This window comes from Stenotrophomonas terrae (assembly GCF_039674165.1).
Lineage (GTDB): Bacteria > Pseudomonadota > Gammaproteobacteria > Xanthomonadales > Xanthomonadaceae > Stenotrophomonas > Stenotrophomonas terrae_A.
Map to the genome: position 1 here is coordinate 37,994 of NZ_JBDJMY010000022.1, position 20,991 is coordinate 58,984.

At 64.5% G+C, this 20,991-nt stretch carries 13 protein-coding genes and 1 riboswitch; of the genes, 7 read left to right on the forward strand and 6 right to left on the reverse strand.

Features of this window, described 5'->3' with window-relative positions:
• Positions 1 to 215 precede the first annotated feature (215 nt).
• On the forward strand, positions 216 to 3,656 hold the full coding sequence (locus ABE493_RS11360) for a hybrid sensor histidine kinase/response regulator (protein ID WP_346499025.1): 3,441 nt from the start codon (positions 216 to 218) through the stop codon (positions 3,654 to 3,656).
• A gap of 223 nt (positions 3,657 to 3,879) precedes the next feature.
• On the opposite strand, the gene ABE493_RS11365 is transcribed toward ABE493_RS11360, so the two are convergent.
• The 3 genes from ABE493_RS11365 to acs form a co-directional block, all read right to left on the reverse strand.
• On the reverse strand, positions 3,880 to 4,488 hold the full coding sequence (locus ABE493_RS11365) for a manganese efflux pump MntP (RefSeq protein WP_346499026.1): 609 nt from the start codon (positions 4,486 to 4,488) through the stop codon (positions 3,880 to 3,882).
• A 7-nt stretch (positions 4,489 to 4,495) separates the two neighbouring features.
• Positions 4,496 to 4,660, reverse strand: a riboswitch (yybP-ykoY riboswitch).
• Between the two features lie 210 nt (positions 4,661 to 4,870).
• Positions 4,871 to 5,536: a response regulator transcription factor gene (locus ABE493_RS11370; RefSeq protein WP_346499027.1), complete on the reverse strand. Its 666-nt coding sequence runs from the start codon at positions 5,534 to 5,536 to the stop codon at positions 4,871 to 4,873.
• Between the two features lie 191 nt (positions 5,537 to 5,727).
• The gene (acs, locus tag ABE493_RS11375) at positions 5,728 to 7,671 is read right to left on the reverse strand and encodes an acetate--CoA ligase (RefSeq protein WP_346499028.1); all 1,944 of its coding nucleotides are present in this window, start codon (positions 7,669 to 7,671) and stop codon (positions 5,728 to 5,730) included.
• Between the two features lie 238 nt (positions 7,672 to 7,909).
• On the opposite strand from acs, the gene ABE493_RS11380 reads away from it, so the two are divergent.
• The 5 genes from ABE493_RS11380 to bla all read left to right on the forward strand — a co-directional run bounded on the left by ABE493_RS11380 (position 7,910) and on the right by bla (position 15,516).
• A complete protein-coding gene (locus ABE493_RS11380) occupies positions 7,910 to 9,343 on the forward strand; it encodes a DcaP family trimeric outer membrane transporter (protein ID WP_346499029.1) in 1,434 nt (477 codons plus the stop codon).
• A gap of 152 nt (positions 9,344 to 9,495) precedes the next feature.
• The gene (locus ABE493_RS11385; protein WP_346499030.1) at positions 9,496 to 9,813 is read left to right on the forward strand and encodes a DUF485 domain-containing protein; all 318 of its coding nucleotides are present in this window, start codon (positions 9,496 to 9,498) and stop codon (positions 9,811 to 9,813) included.
• Entirely contained in the window at positions 9,810 to 11,531 is a 1,722-nt protein-coding gene (locus ABE493_RS11390) for a cation acetate symporter (protein WP_346499031.1), read from the forward strand. The genes ABE493_RS11385 and ABE493_RS11390 overlap by 4 nt, the downstream gene beginning before the upstream one ends.
• A 175-nt stretch (positions 11,532 to 11,706) precedes the next feature.
• Positions 11,707 to 14,427, forward strand: coding sequence for a TonB-dependent receptor domain-containing protein (locus tag ABE493_RS11395; protein WP_346499032.1), 2,721 nt, complete (start codon positions 11,707 to 11,709; stop codon positions 14,425 to 14,427).
• A gap of 57 nt (positions 14,428 to 14,484) precedes the next feature.
• Complete coding sequence (gene bla / locus ABE493_RS11400; protein WP_346499033.1) at positions 14,485 to 15,516, forward strand: class A beta-lactamase; 1,032 nt, start codon at positions 14,485 to 14,487, stop codon at positions 15,514 to 15,516.
• 14 nt (positions 15,517 to 15,530) lie between these two features.
• Here the strand turns inward: bla and ABE493_RS11405 are convergent, their stop codons facing one another.
• Positions 15,531 to 16,625 (reverse strand): helix-turn-helix transcriptional regulator, encoded by a 1,095-nt coding sequence (locus ABE493_RS11405; RefSeq protein ID WP_346499034.1) that lies wholly within the window; start codon positions 16,623 to 16,625, stop codon positions 15,531 to 15,533.
• Positions 16,626 to 17,066: 441 nt separating this feature from the next.
• On the opposite strand from ABE493_RS11405, the gene ABE493_RS11410 reads away from it, so the two are divergent.
• A complete protein-coding gene (locus ABE493_RS11410; RefSeq protein ID WP_346499035.1) occupies positions 17,067 to 18,482 on the forward strand; it encodes a coniferyl aldehyde dehydrogenase in 1,416 nt (471 codons plus the stop codon).
• A gap of 242 nt (positions 18,483 to 18,724) precedes the next feature.
• Here ABE493_RS11410 and ABE493_RS11415 read toward each other — a convergent pair whose 3' ends face one another.
• Positions 18,725 to 19,687, reverse strand: coding sequence for a transaldolase (locus ABE493_RS11415; RefSeq protein ID WP_346499036.1), 963 nt, complete (start codon positions 19,685 to 19,687; stop codon positions 18,725 to 18,727).
• 13 nt (positions 19,688 to 19,700) lie between these two features.
• Positions 19,701 to 20,894, reverse strand: a complete 1,194-nt coding sequence (locus tag ABE493_RS11420) for a CoA transferase (protein ID WP_346499037.1) — start codon at positions 20,892 to 20,894, stop codon at positions 19,701 to 19,703.
• Positions 20,895 to 20,991: the final 97 nt, after the last annotated feature.

Sequence of the window (20,991 nt, forward strand, 5' to 3'; positions counted from 1 at the left end):
CTTCAGAAAATGCGGGCATGCCAAACGGCAAGCGCACCAACTGCCATCGCCAACAGCACCCCTCCCCAACCCTCCCCTGTGCTGCGCACAAGGGAGGGAGCCTAGCCGCAGCCGGCCTGATCTCCGCGTGCTCGCAATCTACAAGGGAGGGGGCAAAAACCCCCAAACCAGCGGAATGGCTACACTGACCCGGCTAAGTCGCACGGGAACTACCCTTGGTCTCCAGCTGGATCCTGCTCCTGGTCTCACTGTGCTACGCCGCGCTGCTGTTCGGCGTGGCCTGGTGGGGTGACCGCCGCCCGCTGTATCCGGACCGCCCGTGGCTGCGGCCGGTGGTCTACAGCCTGGCGCTGGCGGTCTATTGCTCGTCCTGGACCTTCTACGGTGCGGTGGGCTCGGCGGTGCGTTACGGCATCGGCTATCTGCCTATTTATCTTGGCCCGCTGCTGATGCTGATCTTCGGCTGGCGCATCATCGAGCGGCTGGCGCTGATCGCGCGCAGCGAGAACGTGGTCTCCATCGCCGATTTCATCTCCTCGCGCTTCGGCCGCTCGCGGCGGCTGGCGGCCTTGGTGGCGCTGATCGCACTGATCGGCGTGGTGCCGTACCTGGCGCTGCAGTACAAGGCCGTGGCGATGAGCCTGCAGGTGCTGACCGGCGATGCCGCGGGCAAGGGCTTTCTGACCGATCCGGCGCTGTATGTGGCGCTGTTGATGGCCTTGTTCGCCATCCTGTTCGGCACCCGCCAGGTCGATGCCACCGAGCACCACTACGGCATGATGCTGGCCATCGCGGTCGAGTCGCTGATCAAGCTGCTGGCGATGGTGGCCATCGGTGTATTCGCCTATGTCTGGCTCACCGATCGCGGTGATTCGGTGGTGCAGTCGGCACGCACCTTGTTTGAAGGCATGCCGCCGGTGGGCTTTGTATCGCAGACATTGCTCAGCTTTCTCGCAATGATCTGTCTGCCCCGGCAGTTCCATGTGGCAGTGGTGGAATGCGGCAATGCCGGCGATGTACGCCGTGCGCGCTGGATGTTTGGCGGCTACCTGGTGCTGATCTCGTTGATGATCGTGCCCATCGCCAGCGCCGGCGCAGCGCTGTTCGGCACCGGCCTGGCCTCGGACGACACGCTGGTATTGGCCTTGCCGCTGTCCGCAGGCAGTACCACCTTGGCGCTGATTGCCTACGTAGGCGGCTTCTCTGCCGCCACCGGCATGGTCATCGTGTCGTCGATCGCATTGGCGACGATGATCAGCAACGATCTGGTGATGCCGCTGCTGCTGCGGCGCAGTGGCGACCATCGCGAGGCCGCCAATGTCGCCTCGCGCGTGCTGTGGATACGGCGCATGGCGATCGTGCTGCTGGCGCTGGTGGCCTACGGTTATTACCGCGGCAGCAACGACGACACCATGCTGGCCGCGTATGGATTGATGGCCTTCGCGGCGGTGGCGCAGTTCGCGCCGGGCCTGCTCGGCGGCTTGTACTGGCGCGGTGCGAGCCGGCGCGGTGTTGAAACCGGCATGTTGGTGGGCTTTCTGGTCTGGGCCTATACGCTGTTGTTGCCGGCGCTGAGCCACGGTGGTTGGTTGGACGCCAGCCTGCTGACGCAGGGCCCGTTCGGTATCGGTTGGTTGCGGCCGCAGCAGCTGTTCGGCCTCACCGGCTGGGATCCGCTGACCCACGGCACCTTCTGGTCGTTGCTGATCAACACCGTGACCATGCTGCTGGTGTCGATGCGCTGGCGCCCTGATGTGGCCGAACGGCTGCGCGCGGCACCGTTCCTGGACCCCTATGCCAAGCGCCCGGTGGTGGCCGGTGACTGGCCGGCGCACGTCAAGGTACGCGATCTGCTGGCCCTGGCCACGCGCGTCATTGGTGACAACCGCGCGCGGCGCTCATTCGGCGAACAGGCGCAGTTGCTGGATCGCGAATTCCAGCCGGCCGCGGCCGCCGACCGCGTCTGGGTGCAGTTCACCGAACGCTTGTTGGCCGCCTCCATCGGTGCCGCCTCCGCACGCCTGCTGCTGACCAGTCTGTTGCGCGGCTCGGGTATGGACCTGGGCGAAGTGGTGGCGGTGCTGGATGAGGCTGGGCAGGAACTGCGCTTCAACCGCGAGATTCTTTCCACCACCCTGGAGAACATCAGCGCCGGCGTGAGCGTGGTTGATCCGGAAATGCGGCTGACCGCATGGAACCGCCGCTACCAGCAGATGTTCGGTTATCCGGATGGCATGCTTTACGTCGGCCGCCCGGTTGCCGACCTGATCCGCTACAACGCCGAACGCGGTGAACTGGGCTCGGGTGATACCGAGGTGCAGATCAACCGACGCATTGGCTATATGCGTGCCGGTTCGCCGCACGTGTTCGAGCGCACCGGTGCCGATGGCAAGGTGATTGAGCTGCGCGGCCAGGCACTGCCCGGTGGCGGCTATGTCACCAGCTACAACGACATCACCGATTTCAAGAACGCCGAACAGGCATTGCTGGAAGCCAACGAAAACCTGGAGCAGCGCGTCGCCGAGCGTTCGCAGGCGGCGGAAGCGGCGCAGCAATCGAAGACGCGCTTCCTCGCCGCCATCAGCCATGACGTATTGCAGCCGTTGAACGCGGCCCGCCTGTTTGCTTCGGCACTGCGCGACAGCCTGCACGAAACCGATGAGCAGCGGCATCTTGCCGAGCGCGTTGATGCTTCGTTGCGTGCGGCCGAAGAACTGCTCGACGGTCTGCTGGATGTGTCGCGCCTGGATGCCGGCGGCTTGCGCCCGACCATCACCGAGTTCGATGCCAGTCTGCTGGTGCGCGAGCTGGCGGCGCAGTACACGCCGGTGGCGGCGGGCCGTGGTCTGCGCCTGCATGTGTTTGCACGCACCGCATGGGTGCGCAGTGATCGGCGGCTGTTGCGTCGGGTGCTGCAGAACTTCATGGCCAACGCACTGCGCTATACGCGCAGCGGCCGTATCGTGTTGGCGCTACGCGTGCGCGGTGATGAAGTTGAACTGCAGGTTTGGGACACCGGTCCGGGCATTCCCGAGCACCACATGCAGCAGATCTTCAATGAATTCCACCGCTACCAGCAGCCCTTCGACTGGGGCGAGCAGGGCCTGGGCCTGGGCTTGTCGATCTGCCAGCGCATCTCGCGCCTGCTCGACCATGGCTTGAATGCACGCAGCCAACCCGGTCACGGCAGCATGTTCTCGATCAGCTTGCCGCGGGTGCCCACACCAACGGCGCCGTTGCCAACGCCGCGTCAGCAGACCGCTTTTGGGGGCGATGATTCGCTGGCCGGCATGCGCGTGCTGTGCGTGGACAACGACCAGGAGATCCTCGACGGCATGCGTGCGCTGCTGGGCCGCTGGAAGGTGGAGGTGATAGCGGCCAGCACGGTCGACATGGCCTTGGAGAAGCTGAGCGAGCAACCCGATGTGATGTTGGTGGATTACCACCTGCACGATCGCCTGGACGGCCTGGATACCCTGATCGCGCTGCGCGAAGCGGCGCAACGGCCCTTGCCGGGCGCGCTGCTGACCGCCGATGGTCGCGATGAGCTCAAGCGCATGGCACGTGAGCGCGGCTACCGCGTGCTGACCAAACCAGTGAAGCCAGCCTCGCTGCGCGCGTTCCTGACCGCATTGAACGACCCGCGCCGGCGCTAGCATCGAACCTGTAGTGCCGAGCCATGCTCGGCAGGGGGGCTCTACCGGTAATGCCCCAGCGCAGCATCGCCGCGCTTTGCCAAAGCGACCCTCACCCCAACCCCTCTCCCGCAGGAGAGGGGCTCAAACCGTAGTGCCGAGCCATGCTCGGCAAGGGGCTTTACCAGCAATGCCCAAGCGCAGCATGGCTGCGCTCTATCAGAGGTGCTGCAGGCTTCGCGGTTTACGCCGCTCCCACAACCTCGGCTGCCGCATGCAGGTGTTCGTACAGGATCGCGCAGCCGATGACGATCAGGATCACGCCGCCGATGATCTCCGCGCGCTTGCCGACCAGCGCGCCCAAGGCGCGGCCGAGCATGATGCCGATGGTCACCATGGTCATCGTGCACAGGCCGATCACCAGCGCCACCACGCCGATATGCACATCAAGGAAGGCCAGGCCCACACCTATCGCCATCGCATCGATGCTGGTGGCAAAGCCGGTGGCCGCCAGCGTCCAGAAACTCTTGTGCTGCTCGCCGGCCTCGTCGGTGTCGCCGTCAGCCTCGGTCTCGTCGTCCGGCTTCAGGCCGGCAATGATCATGTGCGTGCCCAGTACACCCAGCAGGCCGAAGGCGATCCAATGATCGAAGGCCTGCACATACTGCGACGCGGCGCGGCCCAGCAGCCAACCGATGATGGGGGTGATGGCCTCGATCACACCGAAGATCAAACCCGCGCGCAGCGCATCGAACAGGCGTGGTTTGCGCATGGCTGCGCCCTTGCCGACTGCCGCCGCGAAGGCGTCGGTGGACATGGCGAAGCCGATCAGAACAATGGAGAGTGGTGACATCAGGATTACCGGGTCGGGCGGACACAAACGGCACACGCCGCGCCCAACCGTAGTTGCGCACGCATGCCGCTGGTCTCGCCAACCGGGTCTGGCTGCCCACACCACGGCGCACTGGCCGAGTATGTTGATGTGGGCGCTTCCATTACTGGAAGCAGGCTACTCCCCAAGGGAGCGCGGATTGTAGCAGCAAGCCGGTGCCGCGGCTGCCAGGCATGTTTGTAGGAGCGGCGTAAGCCGTGAAGCTGGTGGATTTGGGCCGCCGGACACAGCGCCATTCATGAATCTGGCTGTTTTGCGACTAACTGGACTGACCGCGATCTGCGAGTGCAGTGGCTTCGCGGCTTACGCCGCTCCTACAAAGGCTGATTACCTGTGTGAGGGCTCAGTCTTCTTCCGGTGGCAGCACGATGGCGTCGTCGTCGATGGCCAGTTTGCCGGCCATCAGCACTGCCTGGGTGCGGTTGGTCACGCCGAGCTTGCGCAGGATGGCGGTGACATGGGCCTTGATGGTTGCTTCGGACACACCCAGGTCATAGGCGATCTGCTTGTTCAGGCGGCCCACGCCCAGCATCTGCAGCACGCGGAACTGCTGCGGGGTCAGCTCGCGCAGGCGTTGGCCCACTTCGCGTTCTTCATTCGGCGTGGGCGGCACGTTGTGCGCCTCCGCCGGCGCCCAGCGCTCGCCATCGAGGATGGTGCCCAGCGCATGGCCGATGGTGTCCGAATCGGCGGATTTTGGAATGAAGCCAAAGGCGCCATGGTCCAGTGCGCGTCGCATCACCGTGGCTTCCTCGCGCGCGGACACCACCACGATCGGCAATTGCGGATGCAACGCACGCAGATGCACCAATGCGTTGAAACCCTGCGCGCCGGGCATGTTGAGGTCCATCAACACCAGGTCGGCATCGGGGTGCTGTTCGGCCAGTGCGTACAGCGCTTCGACGCTGTCGGCCTCCATCAACTGCACGCCCGGTATGACGCGTTGCACCGCGCCCTTGAGGGCTTCGCGGAACAGCGGGTGGTCATCGGCAATGAGCAGGGTAGGCATGGGGCGAATAGTGAGTGATGAGGAGTGAAAAGTGAGGAGTGAGACCTTGGAGCTTGCCGCCCGATGCTACCGCTGTTGCAGCGAACAGGACAGCCGAGCATCGGTAGCGAAGGAGGAGTGAAGGCGCCGGCTGCACTTGCTGTTGCCGTTACTCGCTCCTCACTCCTCTTTACTCACTCCTCGTTGCTTCTTCAGCGGACCTTGCGCTCTTCCACCAGCGATGCGACCACCGATGGATCGGCCAGCGTCGAGGTGTCGCCCAGCTGATCCGGCGCGTTCTCGGCGATCTTGCGCAGGATGCGGCGCATGATCTTGCCCGAACGGGTCTTGGGCAGGCCTGGCGCCCACTGCAGGTGGTCCGGCGCGGCGATCGGGCCGATCTCCTTGCGCACCCATGCCACCAGTTCCTTCAGCAGTTCGTCGGTCTGCGCTTCGCCGGCAATCAGGGTGACGTAGGCATAGATGCCCTGGCCCTTGATCTCGTGCGGGAAGCCGACCACGGCCGCTTCTGCAACCTTGGGATGCGAGACCAGTGCGCTTTCCACTTCGGCCGTACCGATGCGGTGGCCGGAGACGTTCATCACGTCATCGACGCGACCGGTGATCCAGTAATAGCCGTCTTCATCGCGACGGCAGCCGTCACCGGTGAAGTAGCTGCCCGGGTAGGTGCGGAAATAGGTGTCGATGAAACGCTGGTGGTCGCCGTAGACGGTGCGCATCTGGCCCGGCCACGAATCACGGATGATCAGGTTGCCTTCGGTGGCTCCTTCCAGCGGCTCACCGTCGGCACTGACCAGCGCCGGCTGCACGCCGAAAAACGGCAGCGTTGCCGAGCCCGGCTTCAGGTCGGTTGCACCGGGCAGCGGCGAGATCAGGATGCCGCCGGTTTCGGTCTGCCACCAGGTATCCACGATCGGGCAGCGTGCATCGCCGACCACGTCGTAATACCAGCGCCAGGCTTCCGGATTGATCGGCTCACCAACGCTGCCGAGCAGGCGCAGGCTCTTGCGCAAGGTGCGCTTGACCGGCGCTTCGCCATCGCGCATCAGCGCACGGATGGCGGTGGGCGCGGTGTAGAAGATGGTGACCTGGTGCTTGTCGATCACCTCCCAGAAACGCGAGGTGTTCGGGTAATTCGGCACGCCTTCGAACATCACCGAGGTGGCGCCGTTGGCCAGCGGCCCATAGACGATGTAGCTGTGGCCGGTGACCCAGCCGACGTCGGCGGTGCACCAGTAGATGTCGTCCTCGCGCAGGTCGAACACCGCTTCATGGGTGTAGGCCGCATACAGCAGGTAACCGCCGCTGGTGTGCAGCACGCCCTTGGGTTTGCCGGTGGAGCCGGAGGTATAGAGGATGAACAGCGGATCCTCGGCGTTCATGCGCTCCGGTTCGCACTCGGCCGGCTGGGTGTCCACCACATCGTGGAACCAGCGGTCGCGCGGTGCCTGCATGTCCACCGCGCCGCCGGTGTGGCGCACGACCAGCACGGTTTCCACGGTGTTGGTGCCGGGCAGCTTCAGCGCGGCATCGACGTTGGCCTTCAGCGGCACCTTCTTGCCACCGCGCAGGCCTTCGTCGGCGGTGATGATCAGTTTGCTGGCGCAGTCGCCCACGCGGTCGGCGATGGAATTGGCGGCAAAGCCACCAAACACCACCGAATGGATGGCGCCGACGCGGGCGCAGGCCAGCATCGCCACCGCCGCATCGACGATCATCGGCAGGTAGATGGTGACGCGGTCGCCCTTCTTGATGCCGAGGCTGCGCAGGGCGTTGCCCAGGCGGCAGACGCGCTCATACAGCTCGCTATAGGTGACCTTCTGCGCCGGGCTGTCCGGGCCATCGGGCTCGAACAGGATGGCGGTCTTGTCACCGCGCGTGGCCAGCTGCCGGTCCAGGCAGTTGACGCTGACATTGAGCTCGCCGTCCTCGAACCATTTGATGCGGAAATCGTCGAGCTTGTAGCTGACGTTCTTGATCTTGGTCGGCTTCTTGAACCAGTCCAGCCGCTCGGCCGCCTTGGCCCAGAACGCATCGGGGTTTTCGACCGATTCGCGGTACAGCTGCTGGTACGTGTTCTTGTCGATCCGTGCCTTCTCGGCGAACGCGGAATCAACGGGATATACATCAGTCATGGCAACCCTCACCTTTGCACTTGTAACCAATGAATGAGCCCTGTCGTGGACAGGGCCGGGACAACCCAAGTGTGCCGCATCCACCCCACCTCGCGCTGCTTCTTCTGTTAGACGATGGTCGAACAGACGCCTGCTTACGACTAATGGCGAATAGCCGCCCGCTGCCATCCCCGCGCACGCTGGCTGTGACCGTGCAACCGGTGCGGCCCGTTCGCCAGCCTGGAGAGAGGCAGTCCCAATGAATCGAAACATCTTGAAAACGGCCCGCCGGCCACTCGCCGCTGCGCTGTTTGTCGCGCTGGTAGCGCCCGGCATGGCGTTCGCTGAAACCGCCAAGGAAAAGGCGCTGGAAGCGCGCGTGGCCGATCTTGAGCGGCAGGTGCAGCTGTTGCTGTCCACCCAGCAGCAACAGCAGGGCGTCATTGCCCAGACCCAGAGTGAAGTGGTGCAGGTGCGCAGCGCCCAGGCCGAGCGCGCCGCAGCGCCGGCGGTACCGACCGGCAAGCAGCCGATCCAGATCACCACCATCACCCCGGGCGCAGCGCCGGGCACTACCTTCAAGGTGGGCGGCTTCATCAAGGCCGATTTCCTGGCTACCCGTACCGGTGACGGCCAGCTGGCCGACGATGCCACCGGCCGCGCGCTGTACCTGCCGGGGCAGACCCCTGTGCACGGTGCCGGTGGCTCGGGCAAGGCGTCGTCGGTGGATTACAACGCACACGCCAAGTTCTCGCGCTTCAACCTGGGCGTGGACAACGTGGCCGAGAACGGCGACAAGGCTGGCGCGTTCCTGGAGATGGATTTCTTCGGCAACTCGCTGGGCAACCAGACCGCCACCAACACCTACGGCGTCACCGTGCGCCATGCCTACATGTACTGGAACAAGTGGTTGGCCGGCCAGACCTGGTCCAACTTCATGGACGCGGCCTCCATCCCGGAAGCCGCTGACTTCGTCGGCCCCACCGATGGCGTGGTGTTCGTGCGCCAGGCGCAGATCCGTTACACCACCGGCGGCCTGAGCGTTGCCCTGGAAAACCCGGAAACCACCACGCTGACCGGCGCCTACAACCCGGTTACCGGCAAGTGGAATGTACCGGGTGTGGCCAACTCCGATCGTGGCTCGATGCCCGACCTGACCGTGCGTTACGGCTGGAAGGGTGACTGGGGTACCTTCGGCGTGGCCGGCCTGGTGCGCCAGCTCAAGCTCGACAACCAGGCTACCGGCGCCGATGCCAGCAAGGTGGGCGGCGGTGTCACAGTCGGCGGCAAGTGGCTGATGGGCGATACCGACACCCTGCATTACCAGCTGACCGGTGGCGAAGGTATTTCCCGCTACATCGGCCTGGGCATCACTGCCGACGGCGGCTATGACGCCCTGCGCGATGAGATTGATCCGACCGGTGTGATTGCCGGCTACGTGGGTTGGCGCCATGCCTTCACCTCGAAGCTGCGCACCAACCTGATCTACGCCCGCAGCGACTACGACAACGATGCCTCCATCACCGGTGACCTGGTGACCAAGAGCGTGCAGTCTATCCGCGGCAACATCTTCTACACCCCGATGCCCAAGGTCGATGTCGGCGCCGAGGTGATGTACGGCGTGCGTGAGATCGAGAACGGCAAGAAGGGCGATATCAGCCGCGTGCAGTTCACCACCAAGTACAGCTTCTGACCCATTCGTTGCCGGCGGTAGCGTACCGCCGGCAACGCGCCTGAAAACGCAGTACGCCCCATCTCCCTACCCCCACGGGGAGCACTCATGTGACCGTCAAGGCAAGTTCCGCATGCCGTGGCGTTCGTATTCCCAATGCCTGGAGAATTCCGATGAATGCTTCCGTCGATCCCCGTGTAGAGCGGATCGCCTCCAACCCGAAGTACCAACGGTTGCGCAGCACGCGCAACAAGCTGGGTTGGTTCCTGACCATCCTCATGTTGCTGGGGTATTACGGCTATATCGGCCTGATCGCTTTCGACAAGGCCTTCCTGGCCACGCCGATCGGTGCCGGCAAGATCACCACTGTCGGCATCCCGATCGCGTTGGGGTTGATGGTGTTCACCATCCTGATCACCGGCTTCTATGTGCGCCGTGCCAACAAGGAATTCGACAAGTTGACCGATGAGATCGTGGAGGAAGCGCAATGAACCACTCCTTCCTGCGAACCGGCGCGCTGCTCGGCCTGCTGATCGCCAGCGGTGCGGCAATGGCCGCCGGTGGCGACATCGGCCAGACCGTGCGCCAGCCCACCAACTGGACCGCGATCATCATGTTCGCGACCTTCGTGCTGTTCACCCTTGGCATCACCAAGTGGGCCGCCGGTCGCACCAAGTCCGCGTCCGACTTCTACACCGCCGGTGGCGGCATCACCGGTTTCCAGAACGGCCTGGCCATCGCCGGTGACTACATGTCGGCGGCCTCGTTCCTCGGCATCACCGCTGCGGTGATGACCAATGGTTACGACGGCCTGATCTACGCGTTGGGCTTCCTGGTGGGTTGGCCGATCCTGACCTTCCTGATGGCAGAGCGCCTGCGCAACCTCGGCCGCTTCACCTTTGCCGACGTCGCCGGCTACCGCTTCCAGCCCAAGCCAATCCGCATGTTTGCCGCCTCCGGCACGCTGGTGGTGGTGCTGTTCTACCTGATCGCACAGATGGTTGGCGCCGGTGCGTTGATCAAGCTGCTGTTCGGCCTGGACTACTGGATCGCAGTGGCGCTGGTCGGTGTGTTGATGATGGTCTACGTGCTGTTCGGTGGCATGACTGCAACCACCTGGGTGCAGATCATCAAGGCCTGCCTGTTGCTGTCCGGCGTGACCTTCATGGCCGTGATGGTGATGTGGCACTTCAACTTCAGCTTCGAGGCGCTGTTCAGCGAAGCGGTGCGGGTCAAGACCCAGATCGCAGCCAACGGCGGCAAGAGTGCGGAGGAAGCGGCCAGTACCGGCTTGGCGATAATGGGGCCTGGCGGCTTCGTCAAGGATCCGATCTCGGCGATCTCGTTCGGCATGGCACTGATGTTCGGTACCGCCGGCCTGCCGCATATCCTGATGCGCTTCTTCACCGTTCCCGATGCAAAGCAGGCACGCAAGTCGGTGCTGTGGGCAACCACCTGGATCGGCTACTTCTACATCCTGATCTTCATCATCGGTTTCGGTGCGATCGCACTGGTGCTGACCAATCCGGAATATGCGGACCCGGTCACCGGCACCATCCAGGGCGGCCCGAACATGGCAGCTGTGCTGGTCGGCAAGGCCGTCGGCGGCAACCTGTTCATGGGCTTCATCTCGGCCGTGGCGTTCGCCACCATCCTGGCCGTGGTCGCTGGCCTGACGCTGTCCGGTGCATCGGCGGTGTCGCATGACCTGTATGCCACGGTGTTCAAGAAGGGCAACCCGGAGCCGGGCTCGGAGCTGCGTGTCTCGCGCATCACCACCTTGGCATTGGGCGTGATCGCGGTGCTGTTGGGTATCGTGTTCGAGAAGCAGAACGTGGCCTTCATGGTGTCGCTGGCCTTCGCCATCGCCGCCTCGGCCAACTTCCCGGTGCTGATCCTGTCGCTGCTGTGGAAGGACTGCACCACCCGTGGTGCGGTGATTGGTGGCTCGCTGGGCTTGGCTTCGTCGCTGATCCTGACCCTGCTGTCGCCGTCGGTATGGGTGGACACGCTGGGCAATGCGGCCGGCAGTGCGCCGTTCCCGTACACCAGCCCGGCACTGTTCTCGATGACGATTGCCTTCGTCAGCATCTGGTTCTTCTCGATCACCGACAAGAGCAAGAACGCACAGGCCGAACGTGCTGCCTACCCGGCACAGCAGGTGCGTGCCGAGACCGGCATTGGTGCGAGCAAGGCTTCGTCGCACTAACTATTGGTAACGTTTGAAACAACGGCCGGCCTTGCGCCGGCCGTTGTCGTTTGCGCGGTTGGTATGGGGGTTTTCCCTGATGCGGGGTGGGAGGGCTGCTTCCTAAGATGCGGGAGAGGGGAGTTCCGCATTGTCAGGTCAGCAGTTCCACTTCCAGCCTTCTGCGAGGAACCGTATGCCGTGCCGTATCGCCAGAACCACCTTGTCCACGGGCATCGCCCTGATCATCGCCGGCAGCCTGCCCAACGCCTTCGCTCAATCGGCCGCTCCCAAGGCGGATGACTCCACCGACAAGGTGGTGGATATCAGCAGCGTCAATGTCACCGCGTCCGGCTCGCGCATCGACCGGCCTGGCTTCAACGCGCCGACGCCGACGGTGAAGGTGACGCCGGAGGACCTGCAGCTTTCCACCCATACCAATATCGCCGCCGCGCTCAATGACCTGCCGCAGTTCCGTGGCACGGTGTCGCCGCAGACCCACACCACCGGCGTGGATGCGGCGCGTGCGCCGGTCGACCTGCGCGGGCTGGGCACCAGCCGTACCTTGGTGCTGCTGGATGGCCGGCGTTTTTCCAGTGACAACGATCTGGCCAGCATTCCTTCGATCCTGATCAGCGGCGTGGATGTGGTTACCGGCGGAGCCTCCGCCGCCTGGGGTTCAGGCGCGGTTGCCGGCGTGGTCAACGTGCAGCTGGACAGCCAGCTGGTCGGCACCAAGATCGACGTGCAGGGTGGCGTGTCCTCGCGCTCGGACAACCAGAAGCAATACGTCTCGGCCGCCACCGGCTTCGAGATCGCACAAGGCCGTGGCCACATCGTGATTGGCGGTGAGGCGCTGAACAACGACGGCATCATTCCCAAGACCTCGCGGCCGTGGCTTGGCCGCACCGCGCAGCTGTCCAACGGCGACGGCACGTTCACGATGAAAGACAATGTCGGTTACGGCAATGCCGCCATCGGCGGTTTGATCACCACCGGCGTGCTGGCCGGGCAGGCCTTCAATCCGGATGGAAGCCTGCGCAGGTTCCCGGGCTATACCGGTGCGTCACTGATCCAGGGCGGCGAGAGCCCAAGCAACGATGACATCAGCTCACTGATGACGCCGCAGCGCCGTTACAACGTGCTTGGCCGGTTGTCGTGGAACCTCACCGACAACACCAGCCTGACCATGGACGTGCGCCACTCGCGCAGCTGGAACCGTTTCCCGTGGTTCGGCGACCACAACCGTGGCACCGGGCTGAAGATCGGCGTCGACAACGCCTTCCTGCCCACTGCGGTGCGCGATGCGCTGGTGGCTGCAGGCGAAACGAGCTTCGGCCTGGGTCGCTTCAACAGTGATTTCGCGTTCCCCGATATCGACTATGACCGCCGCACCACCCAGTTCACCCTCGCGCTGGACGGCGTGGTCGGCGACAACTGGCGTTGGAGCGGCTATTACAGCCACGGCGACAACCAGTCCGATCTGGCCGCGCCGGGCTTTCTGTTGACCAGCAACTACCGCGATGCAGTGGATGCGGTGATCGATCCGGTCAGCGGCAAGCCGGTGTGCCGGGTGACCCTGAGCAATCCCAACTCCGGTTGCGTGCCGATCAACCTGATCGGCCATGGCGCACCCTCGGCCGAAGCGGCGGCCTACGTCACCGGCACGCCCAAGCGCATGACCAATACCAGGCTCGATGCGGCCGGCCTGGACCTGCGTGGCGAACCGTTCTCGCTGCCGGCAGGTGAAGTCTCGGTGGCCGTGGGCCTTGAGGCGCGCAAGGAACAGATCGAGCAGAAAGTGGGCGCACAGGATCTGAGCAAGTCCTTCAGCACCTGGAGTTCCTCGCCGATGGCCGGCAGCTTCCAGGTCCGCGAAGCCTTCGCCGAAGTGGCCGCGCCGCTGCTGCGTGATCTGCCGGTACTGCGTGACCTGCAGGTCAACGCCGCCGCACGCTTCAGCGACTACAACAGCTCCGGTGCGATCTGGTCATGGAAGTACGGCATGACCAATGAGTTCTTCGACGGCTTCCGTGGCCGCTTCACCCGTTCGCGCGATATCCGCTCGGCCAACCTGTCGGAGATGTACACCACCAGCACCACCGGCTGGTCGACCATCAGTGATCCACTGACCGGCACCTCAATCAGCGCGTTGGTGATTGGCGGCGGCAACCCGCTGCTGGACCCGGAGAAGGCCGACACGCTGACCGCCGGCTTCACCTGGGCACCGGCCAGCGTGCCGGGGCTGATCATGTCGGTGGATTACTTCGACATCGAGATCAAGGACGTGATCACCCAGGTATCGGCGCAGGAAACCGTGCTGCGCTGCATTGCCGGCAACCAGGCCATGTGCGGGCGCATCCAGCGCGATGGCAGCGGCGAGATCGAGCGGATCAATTCCAACTACGTCAACCTGGCCGAATACCGCACCAACGGCGTTGATCTGGATCTGCTCTACAACCTGCCGGCGGCCAATTTGTTCCCTGCCATGTCGGGCAACTTCCACACCCGTGTGCTGGCCACCTGGACCGATAATCTGAGCACGTACGACGGCAAGAACAGCTTCGAGTACGTGACCTCGCAAGGCCTGACCGGTGGCTCCGGCGTGCCGCGCTGGCGCGCAAACGCAACCTTCGGCTGGCGCGGTGACCGCTTCGGTGCACAGACGCGGGCGCGCTACACATCGCCTGGCGTGTACAACAACCAGCTGGTGCTGACCAACGGCAACATCCCGTCCTATGTGTACTGGGATCTGGGTGGCAAGGCGCGCTTCGCGCTGGCCGGCGACAACGAGGTCGAGGTGTACGCCGACATCAGCAACCTGTTCGACAAGAAGTCCCCATTGGGCGCGGTCGGCTCGCCTTACTACGATGTGGTGGGCCGCTACTTCACGCTTGGCGCGCGCATGCGTTTCTAGGGATGATGGCTGCCGCCCGCGCATGGGCGGCGGTGTTCCATTTGCAGAGGATTCCACATGTACCAACACCCGCTTCGTCGTCCCCCATCGCGGCCGCGCCTGCGCGCGCTGTTTGCCGCGCCGTTGCTGGCCTGCATGCTGCTGCCGGCGATGGCCGCGACCAAGCCGACTGCCAGCGCGGGACTTCAGACCGAGGCACAACGGCTGGCGGCTCTGTTGCCCGGTCAGCTCGGTGCAGCCATCGTGCATCTGGAAAGCGGACGCAGCGTCTACCTCGATGCGGATCGGCCGTTCCCGATGGCCAGCACGATGAAGGTGCCGGTGGCCGTGCATATCCTCACGCTGGTCGACGAGGGCAAGCTGAGCCTGCAGCAGCAGGTGACGCTGGACGCCGATGATGTCTACCCGGAAATGGGCGGGCCGATGGATCTGCACCTGAGTGCGGGTTCGGCCATCACCGTGCGCGATCTGCTGCACATGATGATCACGGTGAGCGACAACAACGCCACCGATATTCTGATCCGTCTTGGTGGCGGCACCACGGCAGTAAACGCACGCATGCAGGCGCTTGGCATCAGCGGCATGCGCGTGGACCGCTATATCTGGGAATTGCTGGCCAACTATCGCGGCAATGACGCCTCGCAGGCCAAACCCATGGGTCCGGCAGCCTACGCCGAGTTGTCGCGCAGTGAGCGCAGCGAGGAGCTGCGTCGTGGCCACACCAATGCCTGGAATGAAGACCCGCGCGATACCAGCAGCGCCCGCGCGATGGCGACGCTGCTGCAGAAGGTCTGGCGCGGGGAAGTGCTGCAACCGGCTTCCACCAAACTGCTGCAGGACATCATGCTCGATACCCGCACAGGTGCCGCCCGTCTGCGCGGCATGTTGCCGAAGGAAACGCCGGTCGCACACAAGACCGGCACGGTCGGTGACGTGATCAATGATGTCGGCGTGATCACGCTGCCGGGCGGACATGGCCATGCCATCGTCACGGTATTCGTGCAATCACGCGCCAGCAACGAGGAACGCGATGCGGCCATCGCCCAGCTGGCCCGCGCCGCACACGACTACTTTGTGTTCGTGCCCTGAATGGTGTCGCCTGCTCAGCCAGCAACGCTGAGCAGGCGCACCAGCTGCGCGCGGTGACCCACATCGAGCTTGCGGTAGATCGCGCTGATCTGGCTCTCGATGGTCTTGCGTGAGCGGCGCAGGTGGTTGGCGATTTCATCGTTGCGCATGCCGTCCAGCACCAGCTCGGCGACGCGGGTTTCGGTAGGCGAGAGCTTGCACCACATCGGCCGCGCCCCGGTCGGAACGTCGGCGGCGGCAGGTTGGGGCGGGGTCAAGCGCAGCAGGAACATCGGGTACAAGCCGTCAGCCTGCAGCCTGCCTTGCAGGCTGATCTGCAGTTGCGTGCCGGGTAGCTGCAGGTCGCCCATCAATACATCGGCATCGATAGGCTGGCCGGGTTGAGGCAGCCAGGCGCGCAGGGCTGCGAGGACCGTAGCGGGGAAGCCCACATGCCTGCCGCCATCACCCAGCCAGTGCGCACACAGCAGCTGCGCCGCAGGTGACAGGCTGATCAGGTGCAGCTCATGGTCAAGGATGATGTCGGCCTGGCTTTGGCGGTCAAGCAGCGCCTGGTAGATGGTGCGTCTTTCGTGCTGCAGCGAGCGCACCCGCTGCAGGCCTGCAGCCATCAGCGGGTGCAGTTCGTCGAGGAACTGCTGGTGGGCGCCGGTGATCTGTTCCTGGCCTGCGTGCATGCGGATGCTCAGCACCGCTTCCAGGCCTTCATCGCGCCAGAACGCCATGTGGATGAACTCATTCCAGCCCGGTGCCGGGTTCTGAGCGCGCAGCCGTTGCCGTGCCTGCGCATCGTCCGAGGCCACCTGCGACAGCGTGTACCAGTCGATGCGCGGATTGCGCTGCAGATAGGGTGCTGCAACATCGAGACTGCGCAGTGGCCGCGCGCCACCGTCGGCACTGCTGCCGAGGTAGTGCAGGCTGCGTTGCGGCTGGTAGGCGCCGGTGATGTCGTACATCAAGGTGCAGGAGTGGCAGGGCAGGTACTGGTTGAGCAGGTCCACGCAGGCCCGCCACAGCGCCTGCAGATCCAATGCCCGCAGCAGGTCCCGCTTGGCCTGCACGGGGCAGGCATCGGGGTTCCCTGCGATGTCATGTTCACGTCCCACCATGGTGCGGCATGCCCTCGAGATGGATCGCAGCTGCCCTGTCTGCTGCGGTCGCCATGCAGCTCTGCCGCGTCACGCCGGCACAAGCTGCACGAACTCTTCTAGCACTCATCGTGCGGGGGCGGCAAGCCGGCCCGCGGCTTCTGCGCGCTGAGCGCTGGGGTTGGTATTGCTCGACGGATCAGCTGCCTGCGAAGAGCACCCCTCCCCAGCCCTCCCCTGCGCGTTGCGCAAAGGAGGGGGCAGAAACGGCGTGCAAGGGGGGCTGACAGGTCACGCGCTTCGCTCCCTCCCTTGCGCAACGCGCAGGGGAGGGTTGGGGAGGGGTAGCTCCAATGCCTTTGCTCCCGACTTTGCGCAGCACATCACGCCCGCCTCGCAAACAATCCTTCACTCCTCAACACACACAGGTTTACAGTGGCCGCTGATCTTGGGGGAGGCACCATGGATCCACAGACCGATAATTCAAGCAATCTGCAGCAGCGTCTTGCGCAGCTGCGCGGGGCCTGGCAGCAGCACAAGCCGGACTACGAGCAGCGCCGCGATGACCTGCGCCGCCTGCGTGCGGCGTTCAAGGCGCGCATCCCGGCGATGACCGAGGCCATCGCCGCCGACTTCGGCCACCGTTCAAAGCACGAATCGGTGATCGCCGACGGTATGACCGTCACCGGTGAAATCGATCATCTGCTCTCGCACCTGCGCGGCTGGATGCGGCCGGAGCGGATCGGCGTGGGCTGGCGCTTCTGGCCTGCACGGGCGCAGGTGCGGCCGCTGCCGGTGGGCGTGGTCGGGGTGATCTCGCCGTGGAACTACCCGGTCAATCTGGCGCTGGTGCCATTGGCGACAGCGATTGCGGCAGGCAACCATGTGATGCTCAAACCTTCCGAGCACACGCCGAACAGTTCGGCCTTCCTGCAATCGCTGTTGGCGGAAGTGTTTCCCGCTGATCGGGTGGCGGTGGTGCAGGGCGACGCCGGCGTGGCCTCTGCGTTCTCGGGTTTGCCGTTCGACCATCTGGTGTTTACCGGTTCCACTGCGATCGGCCGCAAGGTGATGGCTGCTGCCGCGCAGCACCTGACTCCGTTGACGCTGGAACTGGGTGGCAAGTCGCCGGCCTTGATCGCCGCCGACTATCCGCTGGATGGCGCGGCCGCACGGCTGGCCACAGGCAAATGGTTCAACGCCGGCCAGACCTGCATCGCGCCGGACTATGTGCTGATCGATGAAGGCCGGGTGGATGCGTTGGTTGCCGCGCTGCGTGCGCAGGTGCAGCAGCGTTATGGCGACTTCAGCGATGCGGGTGATTACAGCCGCATCATCAATGAAGGCCAGTACCAGCGTCTGCAGGGCTATGTGGACGATGCGCTTGCGCGCGGCCTGCAGGTGCTGCCCTTGGCCGATATCGACGCGGAGCGCTCACGGCGCGAGCGTTTGTTCCCGCCGACCTTGATCCTGCAGCCGGGCGATGATGCCACGGTGATGCAGGACGAGATCTTCGGCCCGATCCTGCCGATCCGCAGCTACCGCTCGTTGGATGAGGCCATCGCCACCATCAACGGCCGTGACCGTCCGCTGGCCTTGTATCCCTTCAGCCATGACAAGGCGACGGTGGAGAAGATCGTCGGGCAGACGCTTGCCGGTGGGGTGACCGTCAACGACACCTTGCTGCACTTCGCGATCAACGGCCTGCCGTTTGGTGGCATTGGTGCCAGCGGCATGGGCGCGTACCACGGCAAGGCCGGGTTCGATGCGATGAGCAAGCGTTTGCCGGTGCTATGGCAGACGCGGCGCGCGGGCAGTGACCTGCTGCGTCCGCCGTATTCCAAGGTGGCGCGTTTCATTGAGATGATTTCGCGCTGAGGTAGAAAATCCGCAGCCCGGCACAGGGGGCCGGCTGCGGTGACACCGGCACGAGGGAGAGGGAGCCGGGTGTCGAAAAGCTTTTTATAGCCCCTCTCCCTTCGGGAGAGGGGTTGGGGAGAGGGTAAGAGGCGAAGCCTCTTGCGGCCTGATGTCGCCGGGCTTCGCGCTTACCCTCATCCGCCCCTTCGGGGCACCTTCTCCCGTAGGGAGAAGGGATAGGTCAGGCATTGCTTTTGCGCTCAGCCGCCCAACTCATCCGCAATCCGCTGACGCAAGGTCTGCAGATCCTTGGCAAATGCCTCAATGCCGGTTGCCAGCTTTTCAGTGGCCATCGGATCAGCCGCCATATCCGCATCGAACTTCGCTTCGTCGATCGCAGCGACATTCAAAGCCTCAGCAGCACCAGCAACCAGCTTGCGCGGTAACTCACCAAAATCGGCGTCCAGCTTCTCCAGCAGGTCCGGCGAAATCGTCAGACGATCGCAACCCGCCAGCGCTTCAATCTGCGCAGTCGAACGGAACGACGCACCCATGACAACGGTGCTGGAACCACGGCGCTTGAACTCGGCAAACACACCGCGCACGAACACCACGCCCGGGTCTTCGTCGATGTTGGCCGGGGTTTGGCCGTTTGCCACGTACCAATCCAGAATCCGGCCGACAAACGGCGAGATCAGGAAGGAGCCGGCTTCCGAGCAGGCCAAGGCCTGGGTCGGGTTGAAGATCAGTGTCAGGTTGCAGTCGATGCCTTCGGCCTGCAGCACGCGAGCGGCTTCCACGCCGGCCCAGGTGGCGGCGATCTTGATCAGCACCTTGCTGCGCGGCACGCCGGCCGCTTCGTACATGGCGATGAACTCGCGCGCCTTGGCAATCGTCGCCTCGGTGTTGTGCGCCTGGTCGGCATCCACTTCGGTGGAAACACGGCCCGGCACCAGCTCGGCCAACATCGTGCCGACGCCAACAGTCAGGCGATCGACAACGGCGTTGGCAATGGCCTGCTTGTCACCGGACTGGGCCCGGCCCCACTGCAGCTCGCGCTCGATCAGGCCGGCGTAGACCGGCAGGTCGAGGGCTTTCTTCACCAGCGTCGGGTTGGTGGTGCAGTCGACCGGGCGCAGGCGCTTGATGGCGTCGTAATCACCGGTATCGGCGACGACGACGGACAGTTCGCGCAGCTGCGCGAGCTTGGATGCAGTGCTCATGATGTGCTCCGGATCAGGCGGTGGTGTCGCCAGCATCGGCGGCGGCGATGACAGCGGCGGTGTCCTGGTCGAAGGTCGGCGCAGCGAAGGGCTGCGGGCCGGGCGTACGGCCAAACACGATGGGACGGGTGATGCCGCGATAACTGCCCAGCAGCGGGTGCGGCAGCGTAGCGATCATGTCCTCGGCCAGCACCTGCGGGTGATCGAACATGTCTTCGACCTTGCGCGCGGCCGCGCACGGCACTTCCTCGCCAAACAGGGTTTCCCACTCCAGCGCAGTGCGTGCGGCCAGTGCGGCGTGCAGCTTGGCCAGCAGTTCGTCGGAATGCTCGGCACGCTTGCGCACGGTGTCGTAACGCGGCTCGCTGCCCATCGCCGGCAGGCCGATCTTGTCGCACAGCGCCTGCCAGAAACGCGGCGTATTGGCCGAGATGTAGAGATGGCCCTGCGCGGTCGGGTGGATGCCGGTGACACCGCCCGAGCGCATGTCGCGGCCCACGCCTTCCGGCTCGCCTTCGGCCCAGATCATCCGCGCCGATTGCATGGTCAGCGCACTGCGCAGCAGCGACACTCCAACGTATTGGCCTTCGCCACTGCGTTCGCGTTCAAACAATGCCGAGGACACGCCGGCGGCAACCAAGGCGGCGGCGTAATAGTCGACAACCGAGCCGTACAGAATCTCTGGCGCGCCGCCAGGCTTGCCCTGCATCGCGCACATGCCGGTCATGGTCTGCAGCACCTGGTCGTAGCCGGCCTTGTCCTTGAGCGGACCGTCTTCGCCGTAACCGGTCACAGCGCAGTACACCAGGCGCGGGTTGATCTTGTTCAGGCTGTCGAAGTCGATGCCCAGGCGGGCCGGCACGCTGGGGCGGAAGTTGTGCACCAGCACGTCGGCCTCGCGTACCAGGCGCATCAGCACCGCGCGCTGATCGGCTTCCTTCAGGTCCAGCACCACGCCGCGCTTGGAGCGGTTCACGCCGAGAAAGGCGCGGCTTTCCGCTTCCAGCGTAGACGGGTACTTGCGCAGGTTGTCACCAACCGGCGGCTCCACCTTGATCACTTCGGCGCCCTGGTCGGCCAACAGCGTGCAGCCGTAGGGACCGGCGATATAGGCGCTCAGGTCGAGCACGCGCACGCCGCTGAGCGGGCCACGGGCACCATCGCGCTGGGCGATGTCGAACGGAGATGGGTTGTTGCTTGCTGACATGGGCTGCACTCGAATCCTTGATTGCAGTTTCCTCCCGGTGCGTGGGAAGAAACATATCGTGCGGGTATTTTCAGCGTGGACAAAAAGCAGGTATCGC